The following is a 26,146-nucleotide window of genomic DNA, read 5'->3' as shown; positions in this document are numbered from 1 at the left end:
CGCATTTGGCCCGATAAAACAATAAGGACCCGCCATGCAAACTCCTGAAATTTTCATCCTCAGCGCCCGGCGCACGGCCATCGGCACTTTTGGCGGCTCGCTCAAGGACGTGCCCCTGGCCGAGCTGGCCAGCACTGCGGTCAAGGCCGCGTTGCACAGCAGCCAGGTCGACCCCGGGCGCATCGGTCATGTGGTGATGGGCAACGTGATTCCCACCGAGCCCCAGGATGCCTATCTGGCGCGGGTTGCGGCGATCAATGCCGGGATCCCCAAGGAAACCCCGGCCTACAACGTCAACCGCCTGTGCGGTTCGGGCTTGCAGGCGATCATTTCTGCCGCCCATACCCTGATGCTCGGCGACGCCGACTTCGCCATTGGCGCCGGGGCCGAAGCCATGAGCCGCGGCCCCTACCTGATGCCCGCCGCCCGCTGGGGTGCGCGCATGGGCGATACGCCAATGCTCGACTACATGCTGGGTATTTTGCACGACCCGTTCCACGGCATTCATATGGGTGTAACGGCCGAGAATATCGCCCAACGCAACAGCATCAGCCGCCAGGCCCAGGACGCTCTGGCGCTTGAAGACCAGCAACGCGCCGCCCGGGCTATCGAGCAAGGTTACTTCGACAGCCAGATCGCCACCGTCGAGGTACGCAGCCGCAAAGGCAGTGTGATGTTCAGCCAGGACGAGCACCCGCGGGCCACTACCCTGGAGCAGTTGGCGCTGATGAAACCGGCCTTCAAGAAAGACGGCAGCGTGACTGCAGGCAATGCATCGGGGCTCAATGATGGGGCGGCGGCGCTGGTGCTGGCCACTGGCGCGGCAGTACTGGCGGGCAATCTTGCGCCGATGGCGCGGCTGGTGGCCTACGCCCATGCAGGGGTTGAACCCGAGCTGATGGGGTTGGGGCCGATACCGGCAACGCGGCTGGCATTGAAGCGGGCTGGCTTGAAGATCGGTGACATGGACGTGATCGAAGCCAACATTGCCTTCGCCGCCCAGGCGTGTGCCGTGATGCAGGAACTGGATATGGACCCGGCCAGGGTCAACCCCAACGGTTCGGGCATCGCCCTGGGCCACCCGGTGGGGGCCACGGGCGCGATCATCGCGACCAAGGCCATCCATGAGCTGCATCGGACACAGGGTCGTTATGCCCTGGCGACCATGTGCATTGGCGGCGGCCAGGGCATAGCGGTGATTTTCGAGCGGGTGTGAAACACGACCAAAACTCGTAGCAACTGCCGCCGAACGCAGCCTGGTTCCTTCGGCAGCCGTTACGAGCCCAACGGTTATTTACCGGCTGTCAACGTGGAGTAGCTGGTGATCAGGTTGCGATAGTCCGGGATATGGTTGGAGAACAGCGCGCCCAGGCCTTCAATGTCATTGCGCCAGTCGCGATGCAGCTCACAGGCCAGACCAAACCAGGTCATCAGTTGCGCACCCGAGGATGACATGCGATCCCAGGCCGAATGGCGGGTGATTTCGTTGAACGTACCCGACGCATCCGTCACCACAAACACCTCATAGCCTTCAGCCAGTGCCGACAGTGCCGGGAATGCCACGCAGACCTCAGTGACCACCCCTGCGATGATCAGTTGCTTTTTACCTGTTGCTTGACCGCCTTGACAAAATCCTCGTTGTCCCAGGCATTGATCTGCCCCGGGCGGGCGATATAGGGCGCTTGCGGGAACAGCGCCTTCAACTCGGGCACCAGCGGGCCGTTGGGTCCGGTTTCGAAGCTGGTGGTCAAAATGGTCGGCAACTCGAAGTACTTGGCCAGATCAGCCAGCGCCAGCACGTTGTTCTTGAATTTGTCCGGTTCGATATCCCGCACCAGCGACAGCAAACCCGCCTGATGGTCCACCAACAAAACGGCGGCATTGTCCTTGTCCAAACGCTTGTAAGAAGTTGTCACAGGGTTTACCTCTCTGGGATAAGACAGAAAAGGCCAGGCCATGACCCTCATGGCCTGGCATTGCGCTTCGGTGCAGCATTGCTACGCGGGCATGCGGCCAAACTTGCCCGACTGGAAGTCCACAAACGCCTGATGGATTTCGGCGTCGGTGTTCATCACAAACGGCCCATGGCCCACGATCGGTTCGTCGATCGGCTCGCCGCTGAGGACCAGCAGCACGGCGTCGTTATTGGCTTCAAGGCGGATGCTCGAGCCATCACGCTCAAACAGCGCAAGCTGCCCTTCACGCACCACGTCCTGACCGTTGACCTCGACCGCACCATGCAGCACCACCAGCGCAGTGTTGCGGCCCGGGTGCAGATCCAGCGTAGTCGACTTGCCCGCATTCAAGCGGATATCCCACACGTCGATCGGCGTAAAGGTATGGGCCGGGCCGCGTTTGCCATCGAACTCACCGGCAATCAGGCGCAAACGGCCGGCATCGTCCTTGAGCGCCAGGTCGGGGATGTCACGGTCGACGATGCCCTGATACCCCGGCGCGGCCATTTTGTCCTTTGCCGGCAGGTTGACCCATAGCTGCACCATCTCCAGCGGGCCGCCACTGCGGGCAAACGCCTCGGAATGGAACTCCTCGTGCAGGATGCCGGACGCTGCGGTCATCCACTGCACATCACCCGGGCCGATCACCCCGCCGTTGCCGGTGGAGTCACGGTGTTCCACTTCGCCCTTGTAGACGATGGTCACCGTTTCAAAACCACGGTGCGGGTGCTGGCCTACACCACGACGCTCTGTAGTGGGCGTGAACTCGGCTGGCCCGGCGTAATCCAGCAACAGAAACGGGCTGATGTGTTTGCCCATGCTGTCGTAGGAAAACATCGTGCGAACCGGAAAACCATCGCCGACCCAATGAGGGCGGGGGGCCTGATAAACACCAAGAATTTTTTTCATGTTGCACCTCCTGTAAATCATGGCAACAACTATAGATTCGTCGCACCCACAAGACTAGACAGGTTTTTTGGTACTGATCGTTCTATGGATGGAACAATTATTCCGCCCTGCATCAGCGGGTCAAGCCTGTAATGGCCGGAGCAAAACCAACTAAATCAGAAACTTGTTTCTGGTTTATCAATCGTGCTGCGTCTAATAACTATTCCTATTAACAAGAATGAAATTTCTTACTTCGGAGCCTAGGCACGCGATGCAACCACCCAACTTGAGCCGGACCCCTCTTTCGATCGCCACCCAACGCCGGACGGTACGTCACACCTTGCTGTCCAGTGCCCTGATGGCCTCGGTCATGCTGGGGGCATCCCTTGCCAGCGCGGCGCCGGTGGCCCTGAACATTCCGTCGCAAGCCCTGGCCAGCGCGCTGAATGAACTGGGCAAGCAGGCCAACCTGCAGATCCTCTACAGCCCGGATCAGGTGCAAGGCATCAAGTCGCGTCCAGTGAGCGGTTCGCTGGAGCCGGTCAAGGCACTGGAGTCACTGCTGCAGGGCAGCGGCATCTCGTATCAGCTCAACGGCGACACGGTGATTTTGAGCGCCCCCCAAGGCAAAGGTCTGGAACTGGGTGCAACCACTGTCACAGGCCAGGGCCTGGGCGACTCGCTGACCACCGAAGACACCCATTCCTATACTACCGGCGCCAGCAACAGCTCGACCAAACTGCCGCTGTCGATTCGCGAAACCCCGCAGACCGTCACAGTAGTCACCCGCCAACTGATGGACGATCAAGCCGCACAGAGCATCGGCGATGTACTGCGCAACGCGCCGGGCATTTCCACCCAGGCCTACGACAGCGACCGCATGGAGTACTCGGCCCGCGGCTATGCCATCACCAACTTTCAGTACGACGGGGTCAACACCCTGTATGACGGCGTGTTCGATGAAGGTGCGACCAAGGTCGATATGGCCCTGTATGACCGCGTCGATATCGTCAAGGGCGCTACTGGCCTGTTGTCCGGCTCGGGCGAGCCGTCGGCCACGGTCAACCTGATTCGCAAAAAACCGACCCGCGACTTCAAGGCATCGGTCACTGCCAGTGCGGGCTCGTGGGACAACTATCGCACCGAAGGTGATATCTCCGGGCCGTTGAATGACGATGGCAGCGTGCGCGGGCGAATGGTGGCGGTTTACCAGGATGCCGACTCGTACCGCGACCACTACTCACGTAAAAATGACGTGTTCTACGGCATCATCCAGGCCGACCTCACCCCCGACACCCTGTTCACCTTCGGCATGGACTACCAGAATATCAAACCTCGCGGCTCGTCCTGGACCGGCAACCCGTATTACTTCTCCAACTACACCAAAACCGACTTCAGCCGCTCGTTCAACCCGGCCACCGACTGGAGCCGCCGCGACGTCCAGATCCAGTCCACCTTCGCCTCCCTGGAGCACCGTTTCGCCAATGACTGGAAAGTCAAAGGCACCCTCACCCAGCAAACCAACGACCACGACACCCTGCTGGGTTCGGCCAGCGGCGGGATGCCAGATCCGGTCACGGGTGACGGCATGTTCTTCTACTGGGGCCAGTGGGAAGGCCATCGCGTCCAGAACACCTTCGATATCAATGCGACCGGCCCGTTTACCCTGTTTGGCCGCGAACATGAACTGGTAGTAGGCGCAACCTCCCAGACCTCCCGCCAGACCGGCGCGACCTTCGACGGCAGCGAATTCCGTGAGCTGTCGAGCAGCATTTTTGACTGGAACGGCAAATACCCGAGACCGGACTTCCCGAAAAACGGCAAATACGAAACCAACCAAAATCAAAACAGCGCCTATATCGCCGCACGCTTCAAGCCGGCAGACGACTGGTCGATTATCCTTGGCAGCCGCGTAAGTGATTTCCAGTACAACAGCACCTACAAGTACTACGAGCAGACCAGCACGTTCCAGGACAACAAGACCACGGCAAAACAGCACGGCGAGGTGACGCCCTACGCCGGGGTTGTCTACGACATCAACGACAACTATTCGGTGTACGGCAGCTACACCTCGATCTACAAACCTCTTACCGAGCAGAGCAGTTCCGGTGCCACCCTGGCCCCCACAGAAGGCAACAGCTACGAACTCGGTTTGAAGGGCGAGTACTTTGATGGCCGTTTGAATGCCAGTGCGGCCGTGTTCCGGACCGAACAGAAAAATGTACCGATTCAGGTCGGCACTAACGCCAACACCAACCTGGGCATTTATGAATCCCTTGATGGTGCGACCACCAACGGCATCGAGCTGGAACTGGCCGGTGAACTGATGCCGGACTGGAACCTGATCGCCGGCTACACCTACGCCCGCACCCGCTCTGATGATGGCGAACGTGTCTACGGCTACCCGCTGGAAACCACCAAGCCGGAAAACGTGGCGCGTCTGTTCACCACTTACCGCCTGCCGGGGGTGCTGAACAAAGTCACCGTGGGCGGTGGCGTGAACTGGCAAAGCCCGTTCTACGGCAAGATCTACAACGATGCCAAGGGCGACTACGACATCATCGAGCAGCACAGCTATGCGCTGGTCAACCTGATGACCCGCTACGAGTACAACGAACACCTGACGTTTAACCTCAACGCCAACAACGTGTTCGATAAAAAGTACCTGTCGGGGCTGGGTAACTTCAACACCACCTACTATGGCGAACCACGCAGCCTGATGCTGACGTCCAAGTACACCTTCTAAGTCAGCAGCGGCAACGAGCCTGCTCGCGAAGGCCAAGCGCATCGCGAGCAGACCGTATCAGGCACTCACGGCTTTTTTCAGCGCCACCGGTTGCAAGTCAAAACGCTCCGCCAGAAACGGCGTGACCTCCAGCGGCAGCGGCTCTTGCCGCACCAGTGCGTCGAGCATGACACCGGTGATCGCCGAAGTCAGGATGCCGGTACGGAAATGCCCGCAGGCATTCAAATACCCCTCAATCCCCTTCATGGGCCCCAGGATCGGCAGCTCATCGGGGGAGCCTGGCCGCAACCCGGCCCAGGTACGCTTCAGGTTGGCGTCCTTGAGTTCGGGAATACAGCGCATCGCCCCCTGTACCAGCCCGGTGATTTCAGGGAAGGTGGTGGTCACGTCGAAGCCTTTGTCTTCGGTGGTGCTGCCAATCAGAATTTCGCCGTTGTCCTTTTGCGCCAGGTAGCAATCACTGGTGGTCAGGCAGCCGTTCAGCAACTTGGGCATGCGCTCGGTCAATACAATCTGCCCCTTGACCGGTACCACAGGGATACTCAAGTCAGTGGCCATCACGCTGAGTTCTGCCGCCCAGGCGCCAGCGGCATTAATCAGGGTTTTGCAGTGGAACGCGCCCTGGCTGTCGGTGCGCACGCCGGTCACCTTGCTGCCCTGACGCATGACCTCGATGACGTTGGTGTTGAAGTACAGATCGACTCCATTTTGCCGGGCCCCTTCGGTGTAGGCATCGGTCAACCGGAACGGGCTCACCTGGTGATCGCACAAAAACTCCAGCGCACCTTGCGCATCGTGACTGACGCTCGGCTCCGCCTCGCGCAGGGCCGCCTGGTCGAGCCAGCGCACCTCATCGGCCAGATGCGGGATATTGGCGACAATATGCTCGGCATAGAGCCGGTCTTCATCGTCATAAATCACGTACTTGAGCCCGGTGCGCTCGAACTTGAAATCCATCCCGTGGTTTTCCAGCAGTTCCTTGTGCAAGCCGGGGTACAAGGCATTGGATTGCAGGGCAAAGTCGAAAAAACACGCTGGCAGGATATGCGGGGTACTGGCGTCGACAATCACGGCCGAACCCTTGGCTTCACGCTTGCGTTCGGCAGACATCATGCGAAAAAAAATCACCCCGCAGCCCAGCCCCACGGACTCGCCGATGGCCCACAGCCCGCCTGCCGACGCGCGGCTGGCATTGCCGGGGCGCTTGCAGTCGATCAGGGCTATTTTAAGATCCTTGCGCCGGGACAGGTGATACGCACAGGAGGCGCCAATAACACCGCCACCGGCGATGACAACGTCATAGGTTTTGATCATGTCAGGCATCCTTGCTCGCGTTGATAAAAGCCGAAAACGGCACGGGTTCCAGCGGGAATCGCGGGCGCAACCAGCCCACATCCTTGCGCCCGGTGGCTTCACGCAGGCGGTCACTGCAATAACCGACACACATGCGGCCCTGGCAGTCGCCCATGCTGATGCGTGTACGCATTTTAAGGCTGGCCATGTCCTGCACGCCCTGGCTGAGCGCAAGGTCGATATCGGCGCGGGTGACATGCTCGCAACGGCATACCACCGTGTCGGCCTGGGGCAGATCGATCTGGCGCGTACCGCGCCGGGTATAACGATCAATCCCGCCGCGAAAACGCATGAGGGTGTTGAGCCTGGACAGGTACTCGCGGCGCTGTTCAAGCGCCTGTTTTGCACTCAGGACCCCACGCAGCTGCAAGATCGACAACGCGCCAATTCGCCCCGTGAGCATCGCTGCCTCGCCCCCGCGCATGCCCGTGACATCACCGGCCAGGTGGATTGACGCCTGACTGCTCTGCTGCCAGTTGTCGGCTTTGGCCGCCAGATAACCGTCGACGTTGTAAGCATGATCCAGACCCATCTGCTGGCTGAGCTGAGTGCGTGGAATAAAGCCATAACCCACCGCCAGGGTGCAGGCTTTCACCGCCTGCGCCTGGCTCATGTCGGCCTGCCAGGTGCTGGAATAGGGAGCCACGATCACTTCGCTCAGTTCCCCTTCGCCAAACGCCTGCACCACACCCCAGCCGTAATGCACGGCCACGCCATGGCGCTTGAGGTAAACCAGCATGCTCAGGCCGTCGAGGAACAACTGGGGCTGGTTGAGCAGCGCCAGGCTTTCCTTGGCAATGCGGCCAAACTCGCACGCTTCATACACCCCGGCCACTTCCACACCCGCTGCGTGCAACTGGCACGCCACCAGCATCAGCAAGGGCCCGGTGCCCGCAATCAGCGTCGGCCCCCTGGGTTTGACAACGCCACTTTTGATCTGCAGCTGCAGGCCACCCAGCATGATCACACCCGGGGTAGTCCAACCCGGGAACGGCACGCTGCGCTCATGGCAGCCAGCGGACAGCAGCAGTTGATCGAAGCCGATTTGCTGCAATTGCTCATGCTCATCCAGCACTTGCAGGCTTTGCTGACCTTGCCCGCCGACAACGCGATGGTTGAGGCGTACATCCACTGAGTGGGCAATGACCGAAAATTCGCCGTGCAACTTGTGCAGCGCAGCCTTGTAGCGTTCTCCCAGATAGTCGAGTTCGACACCGTCGCGCAAAGGCCCGCGATAAACTACACCACCCAGCCGCGAGGCTTCTTCGAACAACGTGCTTTGCACGCCATGCTGCGCCAGCTCTATTGCCGCCGACATCCCTGCCGGTCCGCCACCGACAATCACCGTACGGGCGCTCATAGCACCAGCTCCTGGCTGGCGACGCGGTTGATCCCGGTCTCGACCTGCATACCGGGCTTTACCACGGTCTGGCAGGCGCGACGCTTGTGCCTGCCATCGATATTCACCAGGCAGCAGTAGCACACGCCCATGCCGCAATAAGCGCCCGTCATCCACCCGTGGTCGTTGCGCGACAGTTGCCGCACACCCACTGAGTTCAACACGCTGAGCACGGTTTCACCTTGAGCGGCATTGACTGGCTGACCATTGACCAGAATGGACATGTCGGCCTGCCTCAAGGGTTGAATATCGTACTGTCGCTTCAAGTCATCCATGTCTGTCATCCTTTTTATGTGGTGTTGCCCGGTCAATCACTGGCACCGGGTACCAGGGCCGACGACCTTAGCCTGCTCCTGAAAACAAACATTGATGCGTGCCAATAAACGTCGCGTTTCATGTGTTTTCCAGCCATTACCCTTACACTGCAAGCCCCTTGCACACTGGCGCGCTTATGGACCTCGACCTGGCCCGTACCTTCCTTGAAATTGTCCGCTACGGCAGCCTGGTGGGCGCGGCCGAAAAGCTGCACGTTACCCAGACGGCCGTGACCGCACGGGTACACAAGCTCGAAAGCCTGCTCGGCGTCACCCTGTTTACCCGCAACCGCGCCGGCGCAAAACTCACCCCCGAAGGCGAGGCCTTTGTGGTGTACGCCAACCAGTTGCTGCACACCTGGGAAGCCGCACGGCGCGATCTGCCGCGCCCCGAAGGCTTGCATCAGTTGCTGCATATCGGCGGGGAAGTCAGCCTGTGCAACCCGCTGATCCTCAACTGGGCCAAAGCCCTGCGTCAGCACCTCACCACCCATGCCTTGCGCATACAAATCAGCGATGCCGAACAATTACTGCGTCAGATCGAGATGGGCCTGCTGGATGCTGCACTGGTCTATCAGCCCGCCTACTGGCCCGGTGTGCAAGTGGAGCAGTTGCTGGAGGAAAAACTGATCCAGATCCGCCGCCCCGAACAACCTGAACCTTATGTATACGTCGAATGGGGTGAGGGTTTTCGCCGCCAGCATGACGCCGCCCTGCCCGACAGGGCGCGAGCGGCCATCAGCTTCAACCTGGGCCCGGTGGCCTTGCATTACATCCTCGACAACGGCGGCAGCGGCTACTTCCGCACCCGTGTGGTCGAGCGCTATCTGGACAGCGGTGCCCTGGAACGAGTGCCCAAGGCCCCGGAATTCAGCTACCCCACCTACCTGGTGTACTCCCGCGAGCGTGACTGCGCAGCCTTGCAACAGGGCATCGCGCTGCTGCGCGAAATCGTCAGGCAGGACAGCGACTGGTCACAGCCCCGGGAGCCGGAAATTTAAGTCGCCAGGCTCCGGATGAAAGCTTTCAGCTTTGTGTCATATCCCTTAGTCTGCGAGCGTTGAATCACCCATAAAAACAATACAGGTGGCACATGACCGACCTAACCCGGGCCAACGAAAGCTGGCTGACATCGCCGACCCATCAACAGTGGCTGCGCGATCAGGGCCAGGCGCTGGTGGATTTCGCCAAGGCCGCCCGCGTGCCCTGCGGCTTCGCCGCGCTCGACCCGTTTGGTCGCCGCCCGAACAACGCCCCGGCAGACACCATCACCACCGCACGCATGGTGCACAGTTTTTCCCTGGCCCATATTCAAGGCCTGCCCGGTTGCGCGCCGCTGATCGACCACGGCCTGGCCGCACTGGCCGGGCCGCTGCGTGATGCCGTGCATGGCGGCTGGTTTGCCCGCCCCGGCGCGCAAGACGGCAACACGCGCAAAGCGGCCTATCTGCATGCCTTTGTCGCGCTGGCCGCCAGCTCTGCAGCGGTGGCCGGGCGCGGTGGTGCGGCCGAGTTGCTGGGCGATGCGGTGGCCATTCTTGAAGGCAATTTCTGGTCCGAGGCAGAAGGCGCCCTGCTGGAAAGCTTTGCCCGCGACTGGAGTGACTGCGAGGCGTATCGCGGGGCCAACAGCAATATGCACGGTGTCGAAGCTTTTCTGGCCCTGGCCGATGTCCTCGATGAAGACCTGTGGCTCGACCGCGCCCTGTCGATTGCCGAAAAGCTTGTTCACCAGCATGCAGCGCAATCCGGCTACCTGCCCGTGGAACATTTCGACAGCCAGTGGCAGCCATTGCCCGATTACAACCGGGACAACCCGGCAGACGGTTTTCGCCCGTTCGGCAAAACGCCCGGCCACGCCTTCGAATGGGCGCGCCTGCTGTTGCACCTCGAGGCGGCACGCAAGCAACGCGGCCTGGCGGCGCCCGAATGGCTGCTGGAAGACGCGCGGCGGTTATTCGCCAGTGCATGCCAGTTCGGCTGGAACGTCGATGGTGACTGCGGAATCGTCTACACCGTGGACTGGAACCACCAGCCGCTGGTGCGTGAGCGTCTGCACTGGACCCTGGCCGAAGCCTCGGCAGCTGCGGCGGCGTTGTTGCAACGCAGCGGTGAGCATGAATACGAAGTCTGGTATCAACAGTTCTGGGACTATATCGACCTGTACATGATCGACCGCCAGAACGGCAGCTGGCATCACGAACTGGGGATCGACAACCTGCCTTCGCAAAACATCTGGCCGGGCAAGCCGGACCTTTACCATGCTTACCAGGCCACGCTGCTGCCCCGTTTGCCGTTGGCTATCAGCCTGGCCAGCGCGCTCAAGCTGCGGCGCTGAGCAATCCCGCCCCCGTAGCAGAGCGCTCCCTCACCAATCGTATTTAACCTCCAGCGACGCCGTGCGCTGCTGGCCGTAGTAGCAGCCAAAGCTGTAGTTGCACGAAGATACGTACTCTCGATCAAACAGGTTCTGCACGTTCAGCCGGGTACTGACACCCTTGAAGCTCGCATCCAGGGCCGCCAGGTCATAGCTGAGCGTTGCGTCATACACCACAAACGACGGCGTCTTGAAAGTGTTGTCCGAGTCGCCGAAGTTTTTCCCGGTATAACGTGCACCGCCGCCCAGGGTCACGCCCGCCAGGGCCTGTCCGGTGAAGTGGTAGTCGGCCCACACGCTGGCTGCCCAGGGTGCCTGTGCCTCGCTGCGGTTGCCTTCATTGCCATAGTTGGACTTGGTGTAGAACACGTCCAGATACGACAGCGAGGCGATCAGGTCGATGTTGCTGAAACTGCTTTTGCCTTCAAGTTCGATCCCCCGCGACCGGACCTCGCCTTCCTGGATTTGATACTCCTGGTACTGCAAGTCACCGGTCAGGACGTTTTGCTGGGTGATTTCAAATACCGAGGCGCTGAGCAAAGTGCTCTCATCGGGCTGGTATTTGACCCCCACTTCATATTGCTTGCCCGTCATGGGCACGAACGCCTTGCCACCTCGGGCCGGTGCCGCAGTGCCCACAGAAGGCAGGAAGGATTCGGTGTAACTGATATACGGCGCCAGACCAAACAAAGTGACATAGGTCAGGCCCACACGCCCGGTGAACTTGCTATCGCTCTGGATCTCGTGGGAGTTGGCCAGCAAATCATTGTTGTCGACCTTGGCCCAATCCTGGCGACCGCCAATGGTCAGGATAAAGTTGTTCAGTTTGATCTGGTCCTGCACATAAAAACCGGTCTGCTTGACCCTGTTATCCCATTTGGTAGTCAGGGTCGGCACACCCGTGGTGCGGTAGTTGGTGGGGTTGTAGAGGTCAATCACCTCGCTGCCGGACAGGTTGTAGCCCTGGAACTTGCGGGTGAAGTCACGGTAGTCGAGCCCCACCAGCAGGGTGTGCTGCACAGGCCCGGTGGTGAAGTCACTTTGCAGGTGGTTGTCGAAAGTATAAGAGCTGTTTTGCTGGCGCCAGTCGAGCTTGGTCCGGCTGGCATGGGTATCGGTGGCGCCGTCCGGGGCGGTGACGAAACGGTTCAGGTAAAAGCCCTTGTAACGGTCATTGACGTCGATGTAGCTCAGGCTCTGGCGATAGGTCATGACCTCGTTGAAGGCATGGGAAAACTGGTAGCCGAGCACATATTGATCGCGCTTGTAGTCGTTCCATTTCGAGTCGCCCGAGAAGAAGTCTCGATCTATCTTGTTGCCTTGGGAGTTGCGGTACAGACTGCCCACGGCCGGCAAGGACTGGTAGTCGGCCAGGGCATCGTCCCGTTGCACTTGCGCGTAGACCGTCAGTTCATTGCGCTCATCCGGCGCCCAGGTGAGGCTGGGCGCCAGCAGCATGCGGGAATCTTCGGTGTAGTCGATTTGCTCGCTGCCGGTGTTGCCGACGCCGATCAGCCGGTAGCTCAGGGTTTTGCCTTCATCCAGCGGGCCGGTGGTATCGAAGGCCAGGTTGTAACGGTCAAAGCTGCCGGTACCGACCTTGATTTGATGCCTGGCCTCGGTACTCGGGCGCTTGGCCACCATATTGATCATGCCCCCCGGCTGGTTTTGCCCGTACAGAACGGAGGACGGCCCCTTGAGCACTTCGATGCGCTCCAGGGTGTAGGGGTCGATCTGCGGGGTGCCGCCCAGGCTGCCCGCCGAAGGCAGATAGGCGCCATCAAGGTAGAGCAGGGTCGGGGCAAAACCGCGGCTGGTGATTTCATCGGCAATGGTGTTGCGGTCGGTATAGCCGTTGGTGCTCAGCCCCGGGGTGTAGCGCAGGGCCTGGGTCAGATCGTGGGCGCCCTGCACTTCAACCTGATCAGCAGTGACCACGTTGATGGTTTGCGGAATCTCGAGGATCGGTGTGTCGGTCTTGGTGGCGGTGGCCGAACGGGTGGCGACAAAGCCGTCAACATGGCCACGACCATCCTCACCCAGAAGCGCAGACACGTTGGTTGCGCCCAGATTCAGTACCCCGTCACCGGCATTGGGGTAGACACTCAAGGCACCGCTACCGGTCACGCCCAGGCCCAGCCCGCTGCCCGCCAGCGCGCGTTCGGCGGCCTGTTGCGGGGTGTACATGCCATTGACCGGCGCGGAGGTTTTACCCTGCAACAAGGCCGGGGCCACCGACAGGGTCAGGTTGCTGTCGCGGGCAATGCGGCTCAGGGTCACGCCCAGGGGCGCGGCAGGCAAGTCAAAAAAACGCGTGGCATTTTGCTCGCCAGACAGGGTTTCGGCCACCGCGCTCAGCGGGTAACCGCCAATGCTCAGGGTGATGGCCAGCGCCAGCAGGCAGGTTTTGGGATAGGCGTACGGCATGGGGCATCCTTTCTCGTTGCAAGGTAGGCAGTTGTAACCTTGACCAACGAGAAAGCCTTTCCCCTCACCTTATCTGCAATTAATTCGCATTCATTGGTTTTTACTGGCGCACATCGATCAGGGTCAGCCACGGCCCATAGCGCGTGATCTTGATCGGCAAGGTTTGCGCCAGCGTATTCAGGGTGTGTGCGGTGTTGTCCAGCGGGAATACACCGAATACCCGCACCCGCGCGGCTTCCGGGCTGATACGCAGCATGCCGGTCTGGTAGGGCCGCAGCGCCTCGACCAGGGCTGACAGGGGTTCGTCGTGCAGCTCGACCCGGCCCGCGAGCCAGTCGGGCTGGCTACGGGATGTCGGGGTTTGCGGATCTATCCGGGTGGCGGTAAATGACGCCGCCCGACCGGTTTCGAGGTGGAGTTGCTGACCGCTCAGGGTGTGCAACTGCACGCTGTGCTGTTGCACGCTGGCCAGGCTTTCAGTGCTGCCCTGGCGCACCATAAAGCGCGTGCCAAGGGCTTGCACCTGGCCCTGGGCAGTGCTCACCACAAAAGGACGCTGGGCGTCGGCTGCCACATCCACCTGCAACTCGCCTTCACGCAGGTGCACCCGGCGCTGATCGCTATTGAAGTCGATATCCACCGCACTGCGGGCGTTGAGGGTGAGCAGGCTGCCATCGGCCAGTTCGACGGTTTTGCGCTCGCCGGTGGCCGTCTGGTAATCGGCCGTCAACCCCGTCAGGGGCGTCACGCGATCCACCAGACCCGCGGCACCCAGGCCGAGCACCAACAGCAGCAGGCCGCCTTGCAGGGTCTTTTTGCCCGATGGTGATGTACCGGCCAGCAGCGCCCGACGTACCGCCTGCAATTGCCCCGGGCTGCGCCGCTCAACCGATTGCAGATCGGCTACGGGAGCCTTGAGCACCCCGGCGACCCGCTGCCACGCAGCCAGATGTGCCGGGTTTTCGGCCAGCCACGCCTTGAACACCTGACGCTCCGACGGGCAGGCCTGGCCGGACTCGAGGCGCAGCATCCAGTCAATGGCGGCACGGGTGGTCGGGTCAACCTTGGCTGTACTCATGGGCTCTCCGCCGTTTGCGACAGGCAATGAACAAAAGCGCGGCGCAAGTCGCGCTCAACGGTGGCCAGGGATACGCCCAGTTGCTCGGCAATGGCCTGCTGGGGCATACCTTCAAGACGATTGAGCAAAAAGGCGCGCTTGACCCGCGATGGCAAACCTTCGAGCAGGCAATCAATGGCTTCGATCGCCTCACGGACCAGGGCAATGTCTTCTGCAGAAGGTGCGTAGGCCAGAGGCAGCTCGGCCAGTTGGTCGAGATAGGCTTGCTCAAGCTTGCGCCGCCGCCACAGTGAGCAGAGCAAGCGCCGGGCAACGGTACTCAGGTAAGCCCGAGGCTCCTGGATACGTTCCAGTTGGCGGGCATCCCAAGCGCGCAAAAATGTGTCCTGGGCCAGATCGGCCGCATCCTGCGGGCATCGTACCTGTCGCGACAACCAGCCGCGCAGCCACGCGTGATTGTCGTGATATAGACTGGCCAGCAGCCTTTGGGGATCCACAGGACTCGACACGATAGATAACCATACTTAAATAGCAATAAGTCGCATTATCGTCGGATCAAGCATAAATGCAAGCCATGTGGGAGCGGGCTTGCCCGCGATGCAGGCGGCGCGGTTATTCAGCCTGACCGCGCTGATGCCATCGCGAGCAAGCCCGCTCCCACAAAAGCACGACCTTCAGCGCCCGCCGCCCAGGTCGAGAAAGGTGCCGGTGGTATACGACGCCTTGTCCGACAGCAGCCATACAATGGCTTCGGCCACTTCTTCCGGCCGCCCGCCACGCCCCATGGGGATGATAGGTTCAAGCTTGCTGACCCGGCCCGGATCGCCGCTCAAGGCGTGAAAATCGGTGAAGATATAGCCCGGCCGCACCGCGTTGACCCGGATCCCCTCGCCCGCCAGTTCCTTGGACAGCCCCAGGGTGAAAGTGTCCAGCGCGCCCTTGGAGGCGGCGTAATCGACGTATTCACCGGGCGAACCCAGGCGGGCCGCCACCGACGACACGTTGACGATATTACCGCCCTGCCCGCCGTAACGTGGCGACATGCGCAGCACGGCATGCTTGGCACACAGAATGGGCCCCAGCACGTTGGTTTTCAGGGTGTGCATGATGCGCAGGTCGGTCAGCTCGTCGACTCGCGATTTGAGCCCCACGGTGCCGGCGTTGTTGACCAGCGCGGTGACAGGCCCCAACTGTTCGTCAACTTCGAGAAACAGGCGAATGATTTCCTCTTCGTCGCTGACATCGGCACGCACGGCAATGGCCTTGGCGCCCATGGCGCGAACCTGCGCCAGCACCTCATGGGCCGCAGCATCATCGGTCAGGTAGTTGATGCAGATCCGATAACCCTGCTTTGCAGCCAGCAAGGCCGTGGCAGCGCCTATGCCGCGGCTGCCGCCGGTGATCACGATGACTTTATCCATAAATACGTGTTCCCCTTACACCGATCCAAATCTGGCTGTCAGAATAACCGCGAAGGCCCGGTTTTGTCAGGTCGCTGTTTTGTTGCCCGGCCCGGCGGGTTCGGCACCTTGGATATCGGCCATGAATTGCTCCGCCGGCAGCGGCTCGCCCAGCAGAAAACCTTGCAGGGCATCACAGCCAAGCGTGGTTAAAAAACTTTGCTGGGTATCGGTCTCCACCCCTTCGGCGACGATACGCAAACCCAGGGCCTGGCCCAGCGCGACAATGGCCGAGACAATCGCCGCATCGTCGCTGTCGTGCTCCAGGTCGCGCACAAAACCGCGGTCGATTTTCAGTTCATTGGCGGGCAGGCGCTTGAGGTACATCAGGCTGGAATAGCCAGTGCCAAAGTCATCGATGGACAGGTCCACGCCCATTTGCGACAACCGCTGCAACACCACCATGCTCGCATCGGCATCGCTCATGGCGGTGGTTTCGGTGATTTCCAGGGTCAGGCTGTTGGCCGGCAACCGATGACGCTCGAGCGCCGCGACCACGCTGTCAACCAGCCCTGAATAGCAGAACTGCAATGCCGACAGGTTGACCGCAATGCGCCAGTGGCTATAGCCCTGATCGAACCATATGCGCATCTGGCGGCAGGCTTCATTGAGCACCCAGTCACCGATGGGGATGATCAGGCCGGTTTTTTCCGCCAGGTCGATAAAATTTTCCGGCAGCAGCAACCCTTGCTGCGGATGCTCCCAGCGCAACAGCGCTTCGGCCCCCACCGGCCGGCTGTTGCTGGCATCGAACTTGGGCTGGTAGTGCAGGCGAAACTGCTGCAGCTCCAGGGCCTGACGCAAGTCCTGCAGCAGCTGCAATTGCTTGCGGGCATTGGTGTTCATCGACGCGTCGAAAAAGCTGTAGCCATTTTTGCCCGCGCCCTTGGCGTGATACATCGCCGCATCGGCGTTCATCAGCAGCTCTTCGGCGGTCAGGCCATTGCCGGGGTACAGGGCGATACCGACACTGGCGGAGATCAGCAGCTCATGCTCATCGACCCGAAACGCCCTGGACAACAGACCCACCTGCCGCGCTGCCACTTGCGGTGCGTCATCAGGCTCCAGCAGACGCACCAGCAGCACAAATTCGTCGCCGCCAATACGCGCCAGGGTGTCCTGGCTGCGCAACTGCTCGCGCAGGCGCAGGGCAACTTCCCGCAGCAAACGGTCGCCCAGATGATGACCAAAGGCATCGTTGACCGGCTTGAAGCCATCGAGGTCGATAAACATCAGCGAGAAGCAGCCGCCCTGCTCCGCCACCTTGCTCATCGCCTGACCGATACGGTCAGCCAGCAGGATGCGGTTGGGCAACCCGGTCAGGGTGTCGTGCAGCGCCAGTTGGGTCAGCTCTTCGTTGGCCAGGGTCAGGGAGTCCGCCAGCGCAGCTGTACGGGCATCGAGGCGGGCATCAAAAATAGAGGTCAGCAAGGCGATGACCAATACCGCCAGGCTGGAAACCAGTACCAGATTGTCCAGGCCGTTACCGCTCAGACCGTCGATGGCGGCACCGCAAAAACTGCCGATGGGAAAATTCGCCGCAGCCATACCGGTGTAATGCATGCCGACAATGGCCAGCCCCATGATTACCGCAGCACCACCGCGCATCAGCCGCACGTAAGGGGTTTGCCGGCGCAGACGAAACGCGATCGACAACGCGGCCGCCGAGGCCCCCACCGCAATCACCAGCGACAGGCCAAACAGTGCCGGGTCGTAATCGATGCCCGGCTGCATGCGCAACGCGGCCATGCCGCTGTAGTGCATGGCGCTGATGCCCGCGCCCATGATCAGGGCGCCAAACAACAACTGCAGCGCCGGCAAACGCGGCTGGCTGACCAGCCACAAGGCAAAGCCCGAAGACAGGATGGCAACCAGCAATGACCACAGGGTCAGCCCCAGGTCGTAGCCCAGCGCCAGTGGCAACTGCAACGCGAGCATGCCGATAAAGTGCATCGACCACACGCCAAAGCCCATTGCCAGTGCACCGCCGGCAATCCACAGGTACTGGGTACGGCCGCGCGCCGTGGCGATGCGACCACTCAGGTCAAGGGCGGTATAAGAGGCCAGAATGGCCACACACAGGGAAATCAGGACCAGCGCGGGGGAGTAACTAGCGGAAACCATGGGCCTACTCGTGAACAGATGCCGAACAGCGTCCATGCCCGGTAAAGAAGCGCAATTGTACTGCTTCCCTGCATTTACGCACCTATCCGCGCGACTAAATCCTTAAGCTCCATGCCCGCTCCCACAAAGAAACTGTCCTCCTGCCTTCAGCTCAGCTCAAACAACCCCGCTGCCCCCATGCCGCCGCCAATGCACATGGCAACCACCACAAACCGCGCACCACGACGACGCCCCTCGAGCAGACTGTGCCCCACCATCCGCGCACCCGACATGCCGAACGGATGACCAATGGCAATCGCCCCGCCGTTGACGTTCAGTCGGTCATTGGGAATCTGCAGAAAGTCACGGCAATACACCACCTGGCAGGCGAACGCTTCGTTGATTTCCCACAGGTCAATATCCGCAACACTCAGACCAAAACGCTTGAGCAACTTGGGAATCGCATACACCGGACCAATGCCCATTTCCTCCGGTGCACAACCACTCACGGCAATCCCGCGATACACGCCCAGGGCTTCGATGCCACGCTGTCTGGCTTCGCCACGGCTCATCAGCAGGACCGCAGCGGCCCCATCGGAAAACTGCGAGGCGTTGCCTGCCGTGATGAACTCACCCTGTTCAATCCACTTGCCGTCTTTCCACACCGGCTTGAGACTCGACAGATCTTCAAGGGTGGTGGAGGGACGGTTGCACTCGTCACGGTCCGCGATCACGTCCTGATGACCGGCGGGCTTGCCTTCCTTGTCAAAGCACAGCTTGCGCGCCGCCAAGGGTACGATCTCATCGGCAAACAGGCCCTCAGCCTGGGCGGCGGCAGTACGTTGCTGGCTCTGCAACGCATACTGATCCTGTACCTCGCGGCTGATGTTGTAGCGCCGCGACACGATTTCCGCGGTTTCGAGCATCGGAATATAAGCCGTCGGCATGCACTCAAGCACGGCCTCGGACTGGGCGCGGTAGGTGTTTTTGTACTTGTTCTGGGTCAGCGACAATGACTCCACGCCACCGGCCACGGCAATCTTCATTTCGCCGGTCATGATGCCATTGGCCGCCACGCCGATACTCATCAGGCCCGAGGCGCACATGCGATCGAGCGCCATGCCCGGCACAGTATCGGGCAAACCGCCGGTGTACGCACACAGGCGGCCGATGTTGTAACTCTGAGTGCCCTGCTGGGCGGCGGCACCCATGATCACGTCTTCCACCGAACCCGGCTCGATACCCGCGCGCTCGACCACGGCACGCACCACGTGACCGCCCAGCACAGGCGCCTCGGTATCGTTGAACGAGCCACGAAAGGATTTGGTCAAGGCAGTGCGGGCGGTGGATACGATCACAACGTCATTCAAATTCATGTTCAAGGCTCACTGTTCAAGGGGGTTGAAGGTGTAGCGGCTGATGGTGTCCACCACGCAGCCGGGGCGTTCGCTGCCCTCGATTTCGACGCTCATGCGCACTACAGCCTGCACGGCCTGGCCCTGCATCTCGACCCGCACCAACTGGCCATGGCCGCGAATCCGCGAACCGACCTTGACCGGCGCAGGGAAGCGCAGCCGGTCACTGCCGTAGTTGACGCCCATGGCCAGGTTCTCGAACTGCATCAGTTGCGGCATAAACAGATTGGCCAGGGCCAGGGTCAGGTAACCATGGGCGATGCAGGCGCCAAATGGCCCGGTGGCGGCGCGCTGAGGGTCGACATGGATCCACTGGTGATCGCCCGTGGCTTCGGCAAACAGGTTGATCCGTTCCTGGGTCAGCAGCAGCCAGTCTGTGCGCCCCAGATCCATGCCCTCGGCCGCCAGCAACTGCCCGGTGCTGCTGAAAACTGTGCTCATGCTCTGTTCCTCACGCGTGTTGCGAGCTGACGGGCAGCACTTCGCCGACCATGTACGAGGCATAGTCACTGGCCAGAAACACCATGACATTGGCCACTTCCCACACTTCGGCGGCGCGGCCAAAGGCTTCGCGGCTGGTGAGCTGGTCGAGCAATTCGCTGCTGGCGGCTTTTTTCAGAAAGTCGTGCAGGGCGATCGACGGCGCCACAGCGTTGATCCGCACGCCGTTTTCGGCGGCTTCCAGGGCGCTGCAGCGGGTCAGGGCCATGACTCCGGCCTTGGCCGCAGCGTAATGGGCCTGCTCCTTTTGCGCGCGCCAGCCCAATACCGAGGCGTTGTTGACGATGGCTCCGGCGCCACGGCGCTCCATATGCGGGAGCATGGCGCGGGTCATACGCATGGTGCCGGTCAGGGTGATATCCAGTACCGACGACCACTGCTCATCGGTCATTTCGGTCAGGCGTACCTGACCGCCAAGCCCGGCGTTGTTGATCAGCACATCGACACCGCCCAGCGCCTCCTCAGCGGCGGCGACCAGGGCTTGCACGTCGGCTTCGACGGTGACGTTGCACAGCTGCCCGTAGACCGCCTGCAAGCCGGTTTCGGCCTTTAGCCGCTCGACTGCCTCTTCGAGACGACGCGGGTGGATATCGGAAATCATCAGGGCGCGACAGCCCTCTTCCGCGCAGCGTTTGGCCGCGGCATAACCGATACCGGCGCCGGCTGCGGCAGTGATCAAAATCGACTTGCCAGCCAGTAACTGGTGGCCGGGGACATAGGGAGGTGCTTGTCTCATGGTTGAATTCTCTTGTTAAGCGGCAAATCAAAAGCCCCTCACCCTGGCCCTCTTCCAAAGGGAGGGGTTGGGGTGAGGGCCAGCGGTATCAGCTACCCCACACCCGCTGCGGTGCAGGCGCTTCGGCCAGAATCTGGCCCAGGGCAACCCCCACTTCTTCGGGTTGCCATTGCGCGCCCTTGTCGCGGGTCACCCCGGTGCGCCAGCCATCGCCCAGGGACAATCGCCCACCCTGGCTTTCGATGATCTGCCCGGTAACATCCCCCGACAGTTCGCTGCCCAGCCATACCACCAGCGGCGCGACGTTTTCCGGTGCCCATGAATCAAAGCCACCGTCTTCAGGTTTTTTCACCATGTCCGGCATCGCGCTTTCGGTCATCGAGGTCCGCGCCGCCGGCGCCAGGGCATTGGCCGTCACGCCGTAGCGCCCCAGCTCGGCTGCCTGCACCAGGGTCAGCGCGGCAATCCCGCCTTTGGCTGCGCTGTAGTTGGACTGCCCCACCGACCCCTGCAGGCCCGCGCCGGAACTGGTGTTGATGATCCGTGCCGCCACCGGCCGGCCAGCCTTGGCCAGGTCGCGCCAGCGCTTGCCAAGGATATTGGCCAGGCAAAAATGCCCCTTGAGATGCACACGCATGACCGCATCCCAGTCCTCTTCAGCGAGGCTGATAAACATGCGGTCACGCAGGATTCCGGCGTTGTTGACCAGCACATGCACTTCGCCAAACGCGGCCAGGGCGGCGTCGACGATGTGCTGTGCCGTGGCCAGGGTGGTGATGTCATCGGCATTGGCAATGGCCTGCCCACCAGCCTGGAGGATTTCTGCCACGACCTCTTCGGCGGCTTCGCGACGAATATCGTTGACCACCACATTGGCGCCCTGCCCGGCGAACGCCAGCGCGTAAGCGCGGCCCAAACCGCCGCCCGCGCCGGTAATGATGACGGTACGTTCTGCACAAATTGCCATGTCGTTGCTCCTAGAGGCGTTCAATAATCGTCACGTTGGCTTGACCGCCGCCTTCGCACATGGTCTGCAAACCGTAGCGGCCACCGCTGTGCTCAAGCTGGTTGAGCAGGCCGGTCATCAACCGTGCACCGCTTGCCCCCAACGGATGGCCGAGAGCAATTGCACCGCCGTTGGCGTTGGTCCTGGCCGGGTCGAAATCCAGCTCCTTGGCCCAGGCCATCACCACCGAGGCGAAGGCTTCGTTGATTTCAACAAGGTCAATGTCCTGCATGCCCATGCCAGCCTTTTTCAGTGCGGCACGGGTGGCGGCAATCGGGGCCCTGAGGTGCCAGATCGGGTCGTCGCCCAACACCGACAGGTGATGGATCCGCGCCCGTGGCGTGAGGTTGTAGCGTTTGAGCGCCGCCTCGGAGACCACCAGCAAGGCGGCCGAGGCATCGCAGGTCTGGCTGGATACCGCAGCGGTGATCGACGCAAACTCGGCAAACACCGGCTCCAGTTCGGCCATTTTGGCCAGGCTGGTTTGGCGCGGTGTTTCGTCGTCCCTTACCCCTTCACAGGGCACGATTTCGTTGACGAAACGGCCGTCGGCCATGGCGGCCAGCGCCCGGCGATGGCTCTCCAGGGCATAGGCTTCCATGTCCTGCCGGCTGATGTTCCAGTGGTCGGCGATACGCTGAGCGGCGTAGAACTGGTTGACCGGCTGTTTGCCAAAGCGCGCTTGCCAGCCCTTGCTGCCGGAGAACGGGTCGGCAAAGCCCAGTGGCTGCCCGGCCAGCATCGCCGAGGAAATCGGAATCTGGGTCATGGTCTGCACGCCACCCACGGCAATCACATCCTGGGTGCCACTCATCACCGCTTGCGCGGCGAAGTGCAGCGCCTGTTGCGATGAACCGCACTGGCGATCGATGGTGGTGCCCGGCACGTTCAGCGGCAAACCGGCGGCCAGCCAGCTGGTGCGGGCGATATCACCGGCCTGGGAGCCGATGGTGTCGACACACCCAAAAATCACGTCGTCATATTCGTCGGCCGGAATTGCGTTGCGCTCCACCAGTGCTTTGAGCACATGGGCGCCGAGGTCGATGGCATGGACGTGGACCAGGCCGCCCTTGCGCTTGCCGGTGGGGCTGCGCAATGCATCAACAATATAGGCTTCAGGCATCGGTCAATCCTCGAAGGTGTGACCGCAGCCCAGAGGCGCCGCGCCACTCAATACATATTCGGCCACACGGGCCTTGTGCAGCGCACGGTCGCCCCAGGCACTGTCCAGTGCCCAGGCGCGCTTCATGAACATTTGCAGGTCGACTTCCCAGGTGTAACCCATCGCCCCATGCACCTGGATGCCGTGGCGGGCCGCCAGCCAGCTGGCTTCGCAACTGGCCAGGCGCGCCTGGGACACCCACACGGCGGCATTCGGTTCGTTGTGTGCCAGCGCGTAAGCGGCGCGGTACAGCACCGGTTTGGCGAACTCCAGCGCAGTAGCCACGTCGGCCAGATGATGCTTGACTGCCTGAAAACTGCCGATGGGCTTACCGAATTGTTTGCGCTGCGCGGCGTAGTCCACCGATAAATCCAGCATGCGCTGAGCCAGCCCGAGCAACTGCCCGGCCACCGACAGTGCGCCCCGATCAAGGGTTTGCGCCCACAGCTGGCGGCCCTGTTCGCCCTGCGCCACCAGGGTGGCTGCGCCGGGTTGCCAACTGACCTGCGCCAGGCGCCGAGAGGCATCGATACTGGCGTGATTTTGCACATCGACCTGGCTACGCGGCACGGCGTGGACTTCATCGCCATGGGCCAGCAGCAGCAAGTCAGCGTGGGCGGCATCGGCCACCAGCGGATTGACCGGGTGCCCGATGGCCACCCGCAAACTGCCGTCGGCAATGCGTTCCAGCCATTCGCCGCGACGGGCTACGCCGTCATCCAGCCCGGCGATCAGCGCACTGGCCACATAAGCGGTATCACCCAGGGAATCTGGGATGGCGTAGTAACCCAGTTCCTGGGTCATCAGGGCCCAGGCCACATCGTCCATGCCCAGGCCACCGAAAGCTTCGGGGATCGACAATGCGGTCAGGCCCTGCTCGGCGATCTTGTTACGCAAATCCGGGGAGCGACCGACATCGGTTTCCCAGATTTCACGGAGCATTTCGGGGGCCGCTTCGGTCATCAGAAAACGGCTGATGGCCTCGCGAAAAGAGATCTGGTCTTCGGTAAAGGTAAAGTCCATGCCCGGCCTCACTTCGGCAGGCCGAGCATGCGCTCGGCGATAATGTTGCGCTGGATCTCGTTGGTGCCGGCGTAAATGGGCCCGGCCTGGGCGAACAAAAAGCCGTCCAGCCAGCTGTAGCCGCCCACCGATTGACCGGTCAGCTCGCCACTGGCGCCGAGAATGCGCATGGCGGTTTCGTGCATGCGCAGATCCAGCTCCGACCAGAATATTTTGTTGGTGCTCGACTCGGCGCCAATCTGTGCCCCGCGGCTCAGGCGGCCCACGGTGTGGTACGCAGACAGGGCGTAAGCCTGGGCGTCCGACCAGGCCTTGCACACCGCCTCGCCAAGGCTCGGATCACGATCGGCGCTGGTGCGGTTGGCCTGGTACAGCTCCACCAATTTGCGCGCCGTGTATTGAAAACGGGCCGGGGAACGCAGCAGCAGACCTCGCTCGAAGCCGGCAGTGGCCATTGCCACATGCCAGCCCTGGCCTTCATCGCCAATACGGTTTTCCAGCGGGATGCGCACGTCATCAAAGAACACTTCGGCAAACGCATCCTTGCCGTTCAGGGCCTTGATCGGGCGTACGGTGACCCCCGGTGCATTGAGCGGCACCATCACGAAGGACAGCCCGTGATGGCGGCTGGACGACGGATCGCTACGGAACAAGCCGAACAGCCAGTCGGCAAAAATCGCTCGTGTGGACCAGGTTTTCTGGCCGTTGAGCACGTAGCTGTCGCCATCGCGGGTGGCCTTGCTGGTGATAGCGGCCATGTCGGAACCTGCGTTCGGTTCGGACCAGCCCTGGGCCCACATGTCGGTACTGGCGGCCATGCGCGGCAGGAAACGCAGTTTTTGCGCCTCGGTGCCGAACTCCATCAGCGTCGGGCCGAGCAACAGCTGGCCGTTCTGATTGACCCGCATCGGCCCGCCGGCGCCGTAATATTCCTCTTCGAAAATCAGCCACTCGATCAGGTCGCAGCCGCGCCCGCCCAGCTCGGTGGGCCACATGACCATCGACAGACGGTTTTCGAATAATTTGGCTTCCCACTGGCGGTGTTGCTCGAAGCCCTCGCGGGTATCGTAGCTGGCCAGCGGCGTGGTCGGCAGGTTGTCCGCCAGCCATTGGCGCACCTCCTGGCGAAAGGCCTTTTGTTTGGGGGAGTAGGTCAGATCCATCGTCAGCTCCTCAGAAGTTGGCGTCGCGTTTTTCAACGAATGCGCGGCGGGTTTCGGCGGAGTCCGTGCTGTTGTAGGCCTGCAGCGTGAACCCCTGTTCCCAGCGGTATTTGTCTTCCAGGTTGCCGTCTTCGATACCGTTCAGGGCCTCCTTGGCGATGCGGATCATGTCCGGGCTTTTGCTGGCGATCTTGCGGGCAATTTGCAGCGCGGTTTCACGCAATTGCTCAAGGGGCACCACGCGCTCGATAAAGCCGTATTGCTGGGCGTCAACGGCACTGATCTTGTCGCCGGTCAAAAACAGATAACGGACTTTCTGCACCGGGAACAGACGCTGCAAATGCGCCCCGCCGCCCATGGCGCCGCGATCCACTTCGGGTAAGGCAAAACTGGCGCAATCGGAGGCAACGACAATATCGGCAGCGCCGGTAATACCGATCCCGCCACCCAGCACATAGCCATGCACGGCAACAATCACCGGCACCGGATTGCGGTGAATGGCCTTGAAGGTGGCGTAGTTGCCGGCATTGACGGTCACGATACGTTCGGGGTGGGCGTCCAGTTCCTTGATATCGACCCCGGCGCAGAAGCCACGACCCTCGGAGCGGATCACGATGACTCGCACTTGCGGGTCTTGCCCCAATGCTTCGAGAGTACGTGCCAGATCGAGCCATTCCTGGCTGTCGAGGGCATTGACCGGTGGCCGGTCGATCACCAGTTCAGCGACGCCCGCGTCGATACTGGTCTGAAATGCGGTATGGGCTGCGCTGTTCACATGTGCTCCTGGATTGGCAAAAAAACCATGGGAGCAGTATGGGAAGGCGCGCGAGGCGGATCATCGTCCGTTGAGACTAAACATAAGACACAGAGCCACAGGCGCACGCCCGTATAGCCACAAGTAAATGCCCGCGGCAGCGATCAATCATCATTAATTAATCACACCCTACGCCATAAGAACTAATGAACTTACGTTTTACTTGGATATTTCACTCAAACAACACAGCACTCTCTTATAAAAACAGATCAGCCGCCCCAGCAGA

General features: G+C 61.3%; 21 protein-coding genes and 1 pseudogene. 4 read left to right on the top strand and 18 right to left on the bottom strand.

Features of this window, described 5'->3' with window-relative positions:
• The first annotated feature begins 34 nt into the window (after positions 1 to 34).
• Complete coding sequence (locus tag HBN79_RS20490; RefSeq protein ID WP_095021359.1) at positions 35 to 1,216, top strand: acetyl-CoA C-acyltransferase family protein; 1,182 nt, start codon at positions 35 to 37, stop codon at positions 1,214 to 1,216.
• Positions 1,217 to 1,290: 74 nt separating this feature from the next.
• On the opposite strand, the pseudogene ycaC reads toward HBN79_RS20490, so the two are convergent.
• Positions 1,291 to 1,916: pseudogene (ycaC, locus tag HBN79_RS20485) on the bottom strand (isochorismate family cysteine hydrolase YcaC).
• Between the two features lie 81 nt (positions 1,917 to 1,997).
• The gene (locus tag HBN79_RS20480) at positions 1,998 to 2,864 is read right to left on the bottom strand and encodes a pirin family protein (protein WP_095025095.1); all 867 of its coding nucleotides are present in this window, start codon (positions 2,862 to 2,864) and stop codon (positions 1,998 to 2,000) included.
• A 250-nt stretch (positions 2,865 to 3,114) separates the two neighbouring features.
• On the opposite strand from HBN79_RS20480, the gene HBN79_RS20475 reads away from it, so the two are divergent.
• Positions 3,115 to 5,589: a TonB-dependent siderophore receptor gene (locus tag HBN79_RS20475; RefSeq protein ID WP_169917120.1), complete on the top strand. Its 2,475-nt coding sequence runs from the start codon at positions 3,115 to 3,117 to the stop codon at positions 5,587 to 5,589.
• 57 nt (positions 5,590 to 5,646) lie between these two features.
• On the opposite strand, the gene hcnC is transcribed toward HBN79_RS20475, so the two are convergent.
• From hcnC to hcnA, 3 genes are read right to left on the bottom strand one after another with little or no spacing between them, the layout of a single operon-like run.
• On the bottom strand, positions 5,647 to 6,903 hold the full coding sequence (gene hcnC, locus HBN79_RS20470) for a cyanide-forming glycine dehydrogenase subunit HcnC (protein ID WP_169917119.1): 1,257 nt from the start codon (positions 6,901 to 6,903) through the stop codon (positions 5,647 to 5,649).
• Between the two features lies 1 nt (position 6,904).
• Positions 6,905 to 8,302 carry a cyanide-forming glycine dehydrogenase subunit HcnB gene (gene hcnB / locus HBN79_RS20465; protein ID WP_169917118.1) on the bottom strand — a complete coding sequence of 466 codons (1,398 nt, stop codon included), beginning with the start codon at positions 8,300 to 8,302 and terminating at the stop codon, positions 6,905 to 6,907.
• A complete protein-coding gene (gene hcnA, locus HBN79_RS20460; protein WP_169917117.1) occupies positions 8,299 to 8,616 on the bottom strand; it encodes a cyanide-forming glycine dehydrogenase subunit HcnA in 318 nt (105 codons plus the stop codon). Before hcnA ends, hcnB begins: the two co-directional genes overlap by 4 nt.
• A 176-nt stretch (positions 8,617 to 8,792) precedes the next feature.
• On the opposite strand from hcnA, the gene HBN79_RS20455 reads away from it, so the two are divergent.
• Positions 8,793 to 9,656: a LysR family transcriptional regulator gene (locus HBN79_RS20455; RefSeq protein ID WP_095002424.1), complete on the top strand. Its 864-nt coding sequence runs from the start codon at positions 8,793 to 8,795 to the stop codon at positions 9,654 to 9,656.
• A 92-nt stretch (positions 9,657 to 9,748) separates the two neighbouring features.
• On the top strand, positions 9,749 to 10,993 hold the full coding sequence (locus tag HBN79_RS20450; protein ID WP_095024496.1) for an AGE family epimerase/isomerase: 1,245 nt from the start codon (positions 9,749 to 9,751) through the stop codon (positions 10,991 to 10,993).
• Between the two features lie 30 nt (positions 10,994 to 11,023).
• Here HBN79_RS20450 and HBN79_RS20445 read toward each other — a convergent pair whose 3' ends face one another.
• From HBN79_RS20445 to HBN79_RS20385, 13 genes are all read right to left on the bottom strand, one after another.
• Positions 11,024 to 13,459 carry a TonB-dependent siderophore receptor gene (locus HBN79_RS20445; protein ID WP_169917116.1) on the bottom strand — a complete coding sequence of 812 codons (2,436 nt, stop codon included), beginning with the start codon at positions 13,457 to 13,459 and terminating at the stop codon, positions 11,024 to 11,026.
• A gap of 100 nt (positions 13,460 to 13,559) precedes the next feature.
• A complete protein-coding gene (locus tag HBN79_RS20440; protein ID WP_095021355.1) occupies positions 13,560 to 14,537 on the bottom strand; it encodes a FecR family protein in 978 nt (325 codons plus the stop codon).
• Positions 14,534 to 15,034 (bottom strand): sigma-70 family RNA polymerase sigma factor, encoded by a 501-nt coding sequence (locus HBN79_RS20435; protein ID WP_095002420.1) that lies wholly within the window; start codon positions 15,032 to 15,034, stop codon positions 14,534 to 14,536. The genes HBN79_RS20440 and HBN79_RS20435 overlap by 4 nt, the downstream gene beginning before the upstream one ends.
• A gap of 177 nt (positions 15,035 to 15,211) precedes the next feature.
• The gene (locus HBN79_RS20430; RefSeq protein WP_095002419.1) at positions 15,212 to 15,958 is read right to left on the bottom strand and encodes an SDR family oxidoreductase; all 747 of its coding nucleotides are present in this window, start codon (positions 15,956 to 15,958) and stop codon (positions 15,212 to 15,214) included.
• Positions 15,959 to 16,024: 66 nt separating this feature from the next.
• A complete protein-coding gene (locus HBN79_RS20425; protein WP_095002418.1) occupies positions 16,025 to 18,121 on the bottom strand; it encodes a bifunctional diguanylate cyclase/phosphodiesterase in 2,097 nt (698 codons plus the stop codon).
• 146 nt (positions 18,122 to 18,267) lie between these two features.
• Entirely contained in the window at positions 18,268 to 19,476 is a 1,209-nt protein-coding gene (locus HBN79_RS20420; RefSeq protein ID WP_169917115.1) for an acetyl-CoA C-acyltransferase, read from the bottom strand.
• A gap of 9 nt (positions 19,477 to 19,485) precedes the next feature.
• The gene (locus tag HBN79_RS20415; RefSeq protein ID WP_095002416.1) at positions 19,486 to 19,956 is read right to left on the bottom strand and encodes a MaoC family dehydratase; all 471 of its coding nucleotides are present in this window, start codon (positions 19,954 to 19,956) and stop codon (positions 19,486 to 19,488) included.
• Between the two features lie 10 nt (positions 19,957 to 19,966).
• On the bottom strand, positions 19,967 to 20,752 hold the full coding sequence (locus HBN79_RS20410; RefSeq protein WP_095021353.1) for an SDR family oxidoreductase: 786 nt from the start codon (positions 20,750 to 20,752) through the stop codon (positions 19,967 to 19,969).
• Between the two features lie 88 nt (positions 20,753 to 20,840).
• A complete protein-coding gene (locus tag HBN79_RS20405) occupies positions 20,841 to 21,719 on the bottom strand; it encodes an SDR family oxidoreductase (RefSeq protein WP_095018872.1) in 879 nt (292 codons plus the stop codon).
• A gap of 10 nt (positions 21,720 to 21,729) precedes the next feature.
• A complete protein-coding gene (locus HBN79_RS20400; protein WP_169917114.1) occupies positions 21,730 to 22,881 on the bottom strand; it encodes an acetyl-CoA C-acetyltransferase in 1,152 nt (383 codons plus the stop codon).
• 3 nt (positions 22,882 to 22,884) lie between these two features.
• A complete protein-coding gene (locus tag HBN79_RS20395; protein WP_095002412.1) occupies positions 22,885 to 23,943 on the bottom strand; it encodes an acyl-CoA dehydrogenase family protein in 1,059 nt (352 codons plus the stop codon).
• Between the two features lie 8 nt (positions 23,944 to 23,951).
• Entirely contained in the window at positions 23,952 to 25,106 is a 1,155-nt protein-coding gene (locus HBN79_RS20390; protein ID WP_169917113.1) for an acyl-CoA dehydrogenase family protein, read from the bottom strand.
• Positions 25,107 to 25,116: 10 nt separating this feature from the next.
• On the bottom strand, positions 25,117 to 25,881 hold the full coding sequence (locus HBN79_RS20385; RefSeq protein ID WP_095018868.1) for an enoyl-CoA hydratase family protein: 765 nt from the start codon (positions 25,879 to 25,881) through the stop codon (positions 25,117 to 25,119).
• Positions 25,882 to 26,146: the final 265 nt, after the last annotated feature.

The sequence above is a fragment of the Pseudomonas sp. WS 5051 genome, assembly GCF_012985715.1.
In the GTDB taxonomy this organism is placed as follows: Bacteria; Pseudomonadota; Gammaproteobacteria; order Pseudomonadales; family Pseudomonadaceae; genus Aquipseudomonas; species Aquipseudomonas bubulae.
The sequence above is the reverse complement of the archived record's forward strand: the minus strand, read 5'-3'. Positions and strand labels throughout refer to the sequence as shown.

Coding starts and splice junctions, on each gene's coding strand:
- HBN79_RS20430 (WP_095002419.1), bottom strand. CDS start 15,958: ATGGATAAAGTCATCGTGATCACCGGCGGCAGCCGCGGCATAGGCGCT.
- HBN79_RS20405 (WP_095018872.1), bottom strand. CDS start 21,719: ATGGCAATTTGTGCAGAACGTACCGTCATCATTACCGGCGCGGGCGGC.
- HBN79_RS20480 (WP_095025095.1), bottom strand. CDS start 2,864: ATGAAAAAAATTCTTGGTGTTTATCAGGCCCCCCGCCCTCATTGGGTC.
- hcnA (WP_169917117.1), bottom strand. CDS start 8,616: ATGGATGACTTGAAGCGACAGTACGATATTCAACCCTTGAGGCAGGCC.
- HBN79_RS20440 (WP_095021355.1), bottom strand. CDS start 14,537: ATGAGTACAGCCAAGGTTGACCCGACCACCCGTGCCGCCATTGACTGG.
- hcnB (WP_169917118.1), bottom strand. CDS start 8,302: ATGAGCGCCCGTACGGTGATTGTCGGTGGCGGACCGGCAGGGATGTCG.
- HBN79_RS20450 (WP_095024496.1), top strand. CDS start 9,749: ATGACCGACCTAACCCGGGCCAACGAAAGCTGGCTGACATCGCCGACC.
- HBN79_RS20490 (WP_095021359.1), top strand. CDS start 35: ATGCAAACTCCTGAAATTTTCATCCTCAGCGCCCGGCGCACGGCCATC.
- HBN79_RS20395 (WP_095002412.1), bottom strand. CDS start 23,943: ATGGACTTTACCTTTACCGAAGACCAGATCTCTTTTCGCGAGGCCATC.
- HBN79_RS20455 (WP_095002424.1), top strand. CDS start 8,793: ATGGACCTCGACCTGGCCCGTACCTTCCTTGAAATTGTCCGCTACGGC.
- HBN79_RS20400 (WP_169917114.1), bottom strand. CDS start 22,881: ATGCCTGAAGCCTATATTGTTGATGCATTGCGCAGCCCCACCGGCAAG.
- HBN79_RS20425 (WP_095002418.1), bottom strand. CDS start 18,121: ATGGTTTCCGCTAGTTACTCCCCCGCGCTGGTCCTGATTTCCCTGTGT.
- HBN79_RS20415 (WP_095002416.1), bottom strand. CDS start 19,956: ATGAGCACAGTTTTCAGCAGCACCGGGCAGTTGCTGGCGGCCGAGGGC.
- HBN79_RS20390 (WP_169917113.1), bottom strand. CDS start 25,106: ATGGATCTGACCTACTCCCCCAAACAAAAGGCCTTTCGCCAGGAGGTG.
- HBN79_RS20410 (WP_095021353.1), bottom strand. CDS start 20,752: ATGAGACAAGCACCTCCCTATGTCCCCGGCCACCAGTTACTGGCTGGC.
- HBN79_RS20475 (WP_169917120.1), top strand. CDS start 3,115: ATGCAACCACCCAACTTGAGCCGGACCCCTCTTTCGATCGCCACCCAA.
- HBN79_RS20420 (WP_169917115.1), bottom strand. CDS start 19,476: ATGAATTTGAATGACGTTGTGATCGTATCCACCGCCCGCACTGCCTTG.
- hcnC (WP_169917119.1), bottom strand. CDS start 6,903: ATGATCAAAACCTATGACGTTGTCATCGCCGGTGGCGGTGTTATTGGC.
- HBN79_RS20445 (WP_169917116.1), bottom strand. CDS start 13,459: ATGCCGTACGCCTATCCCAAAACCTGCCTGCTGGCGCTGGCCATCACC.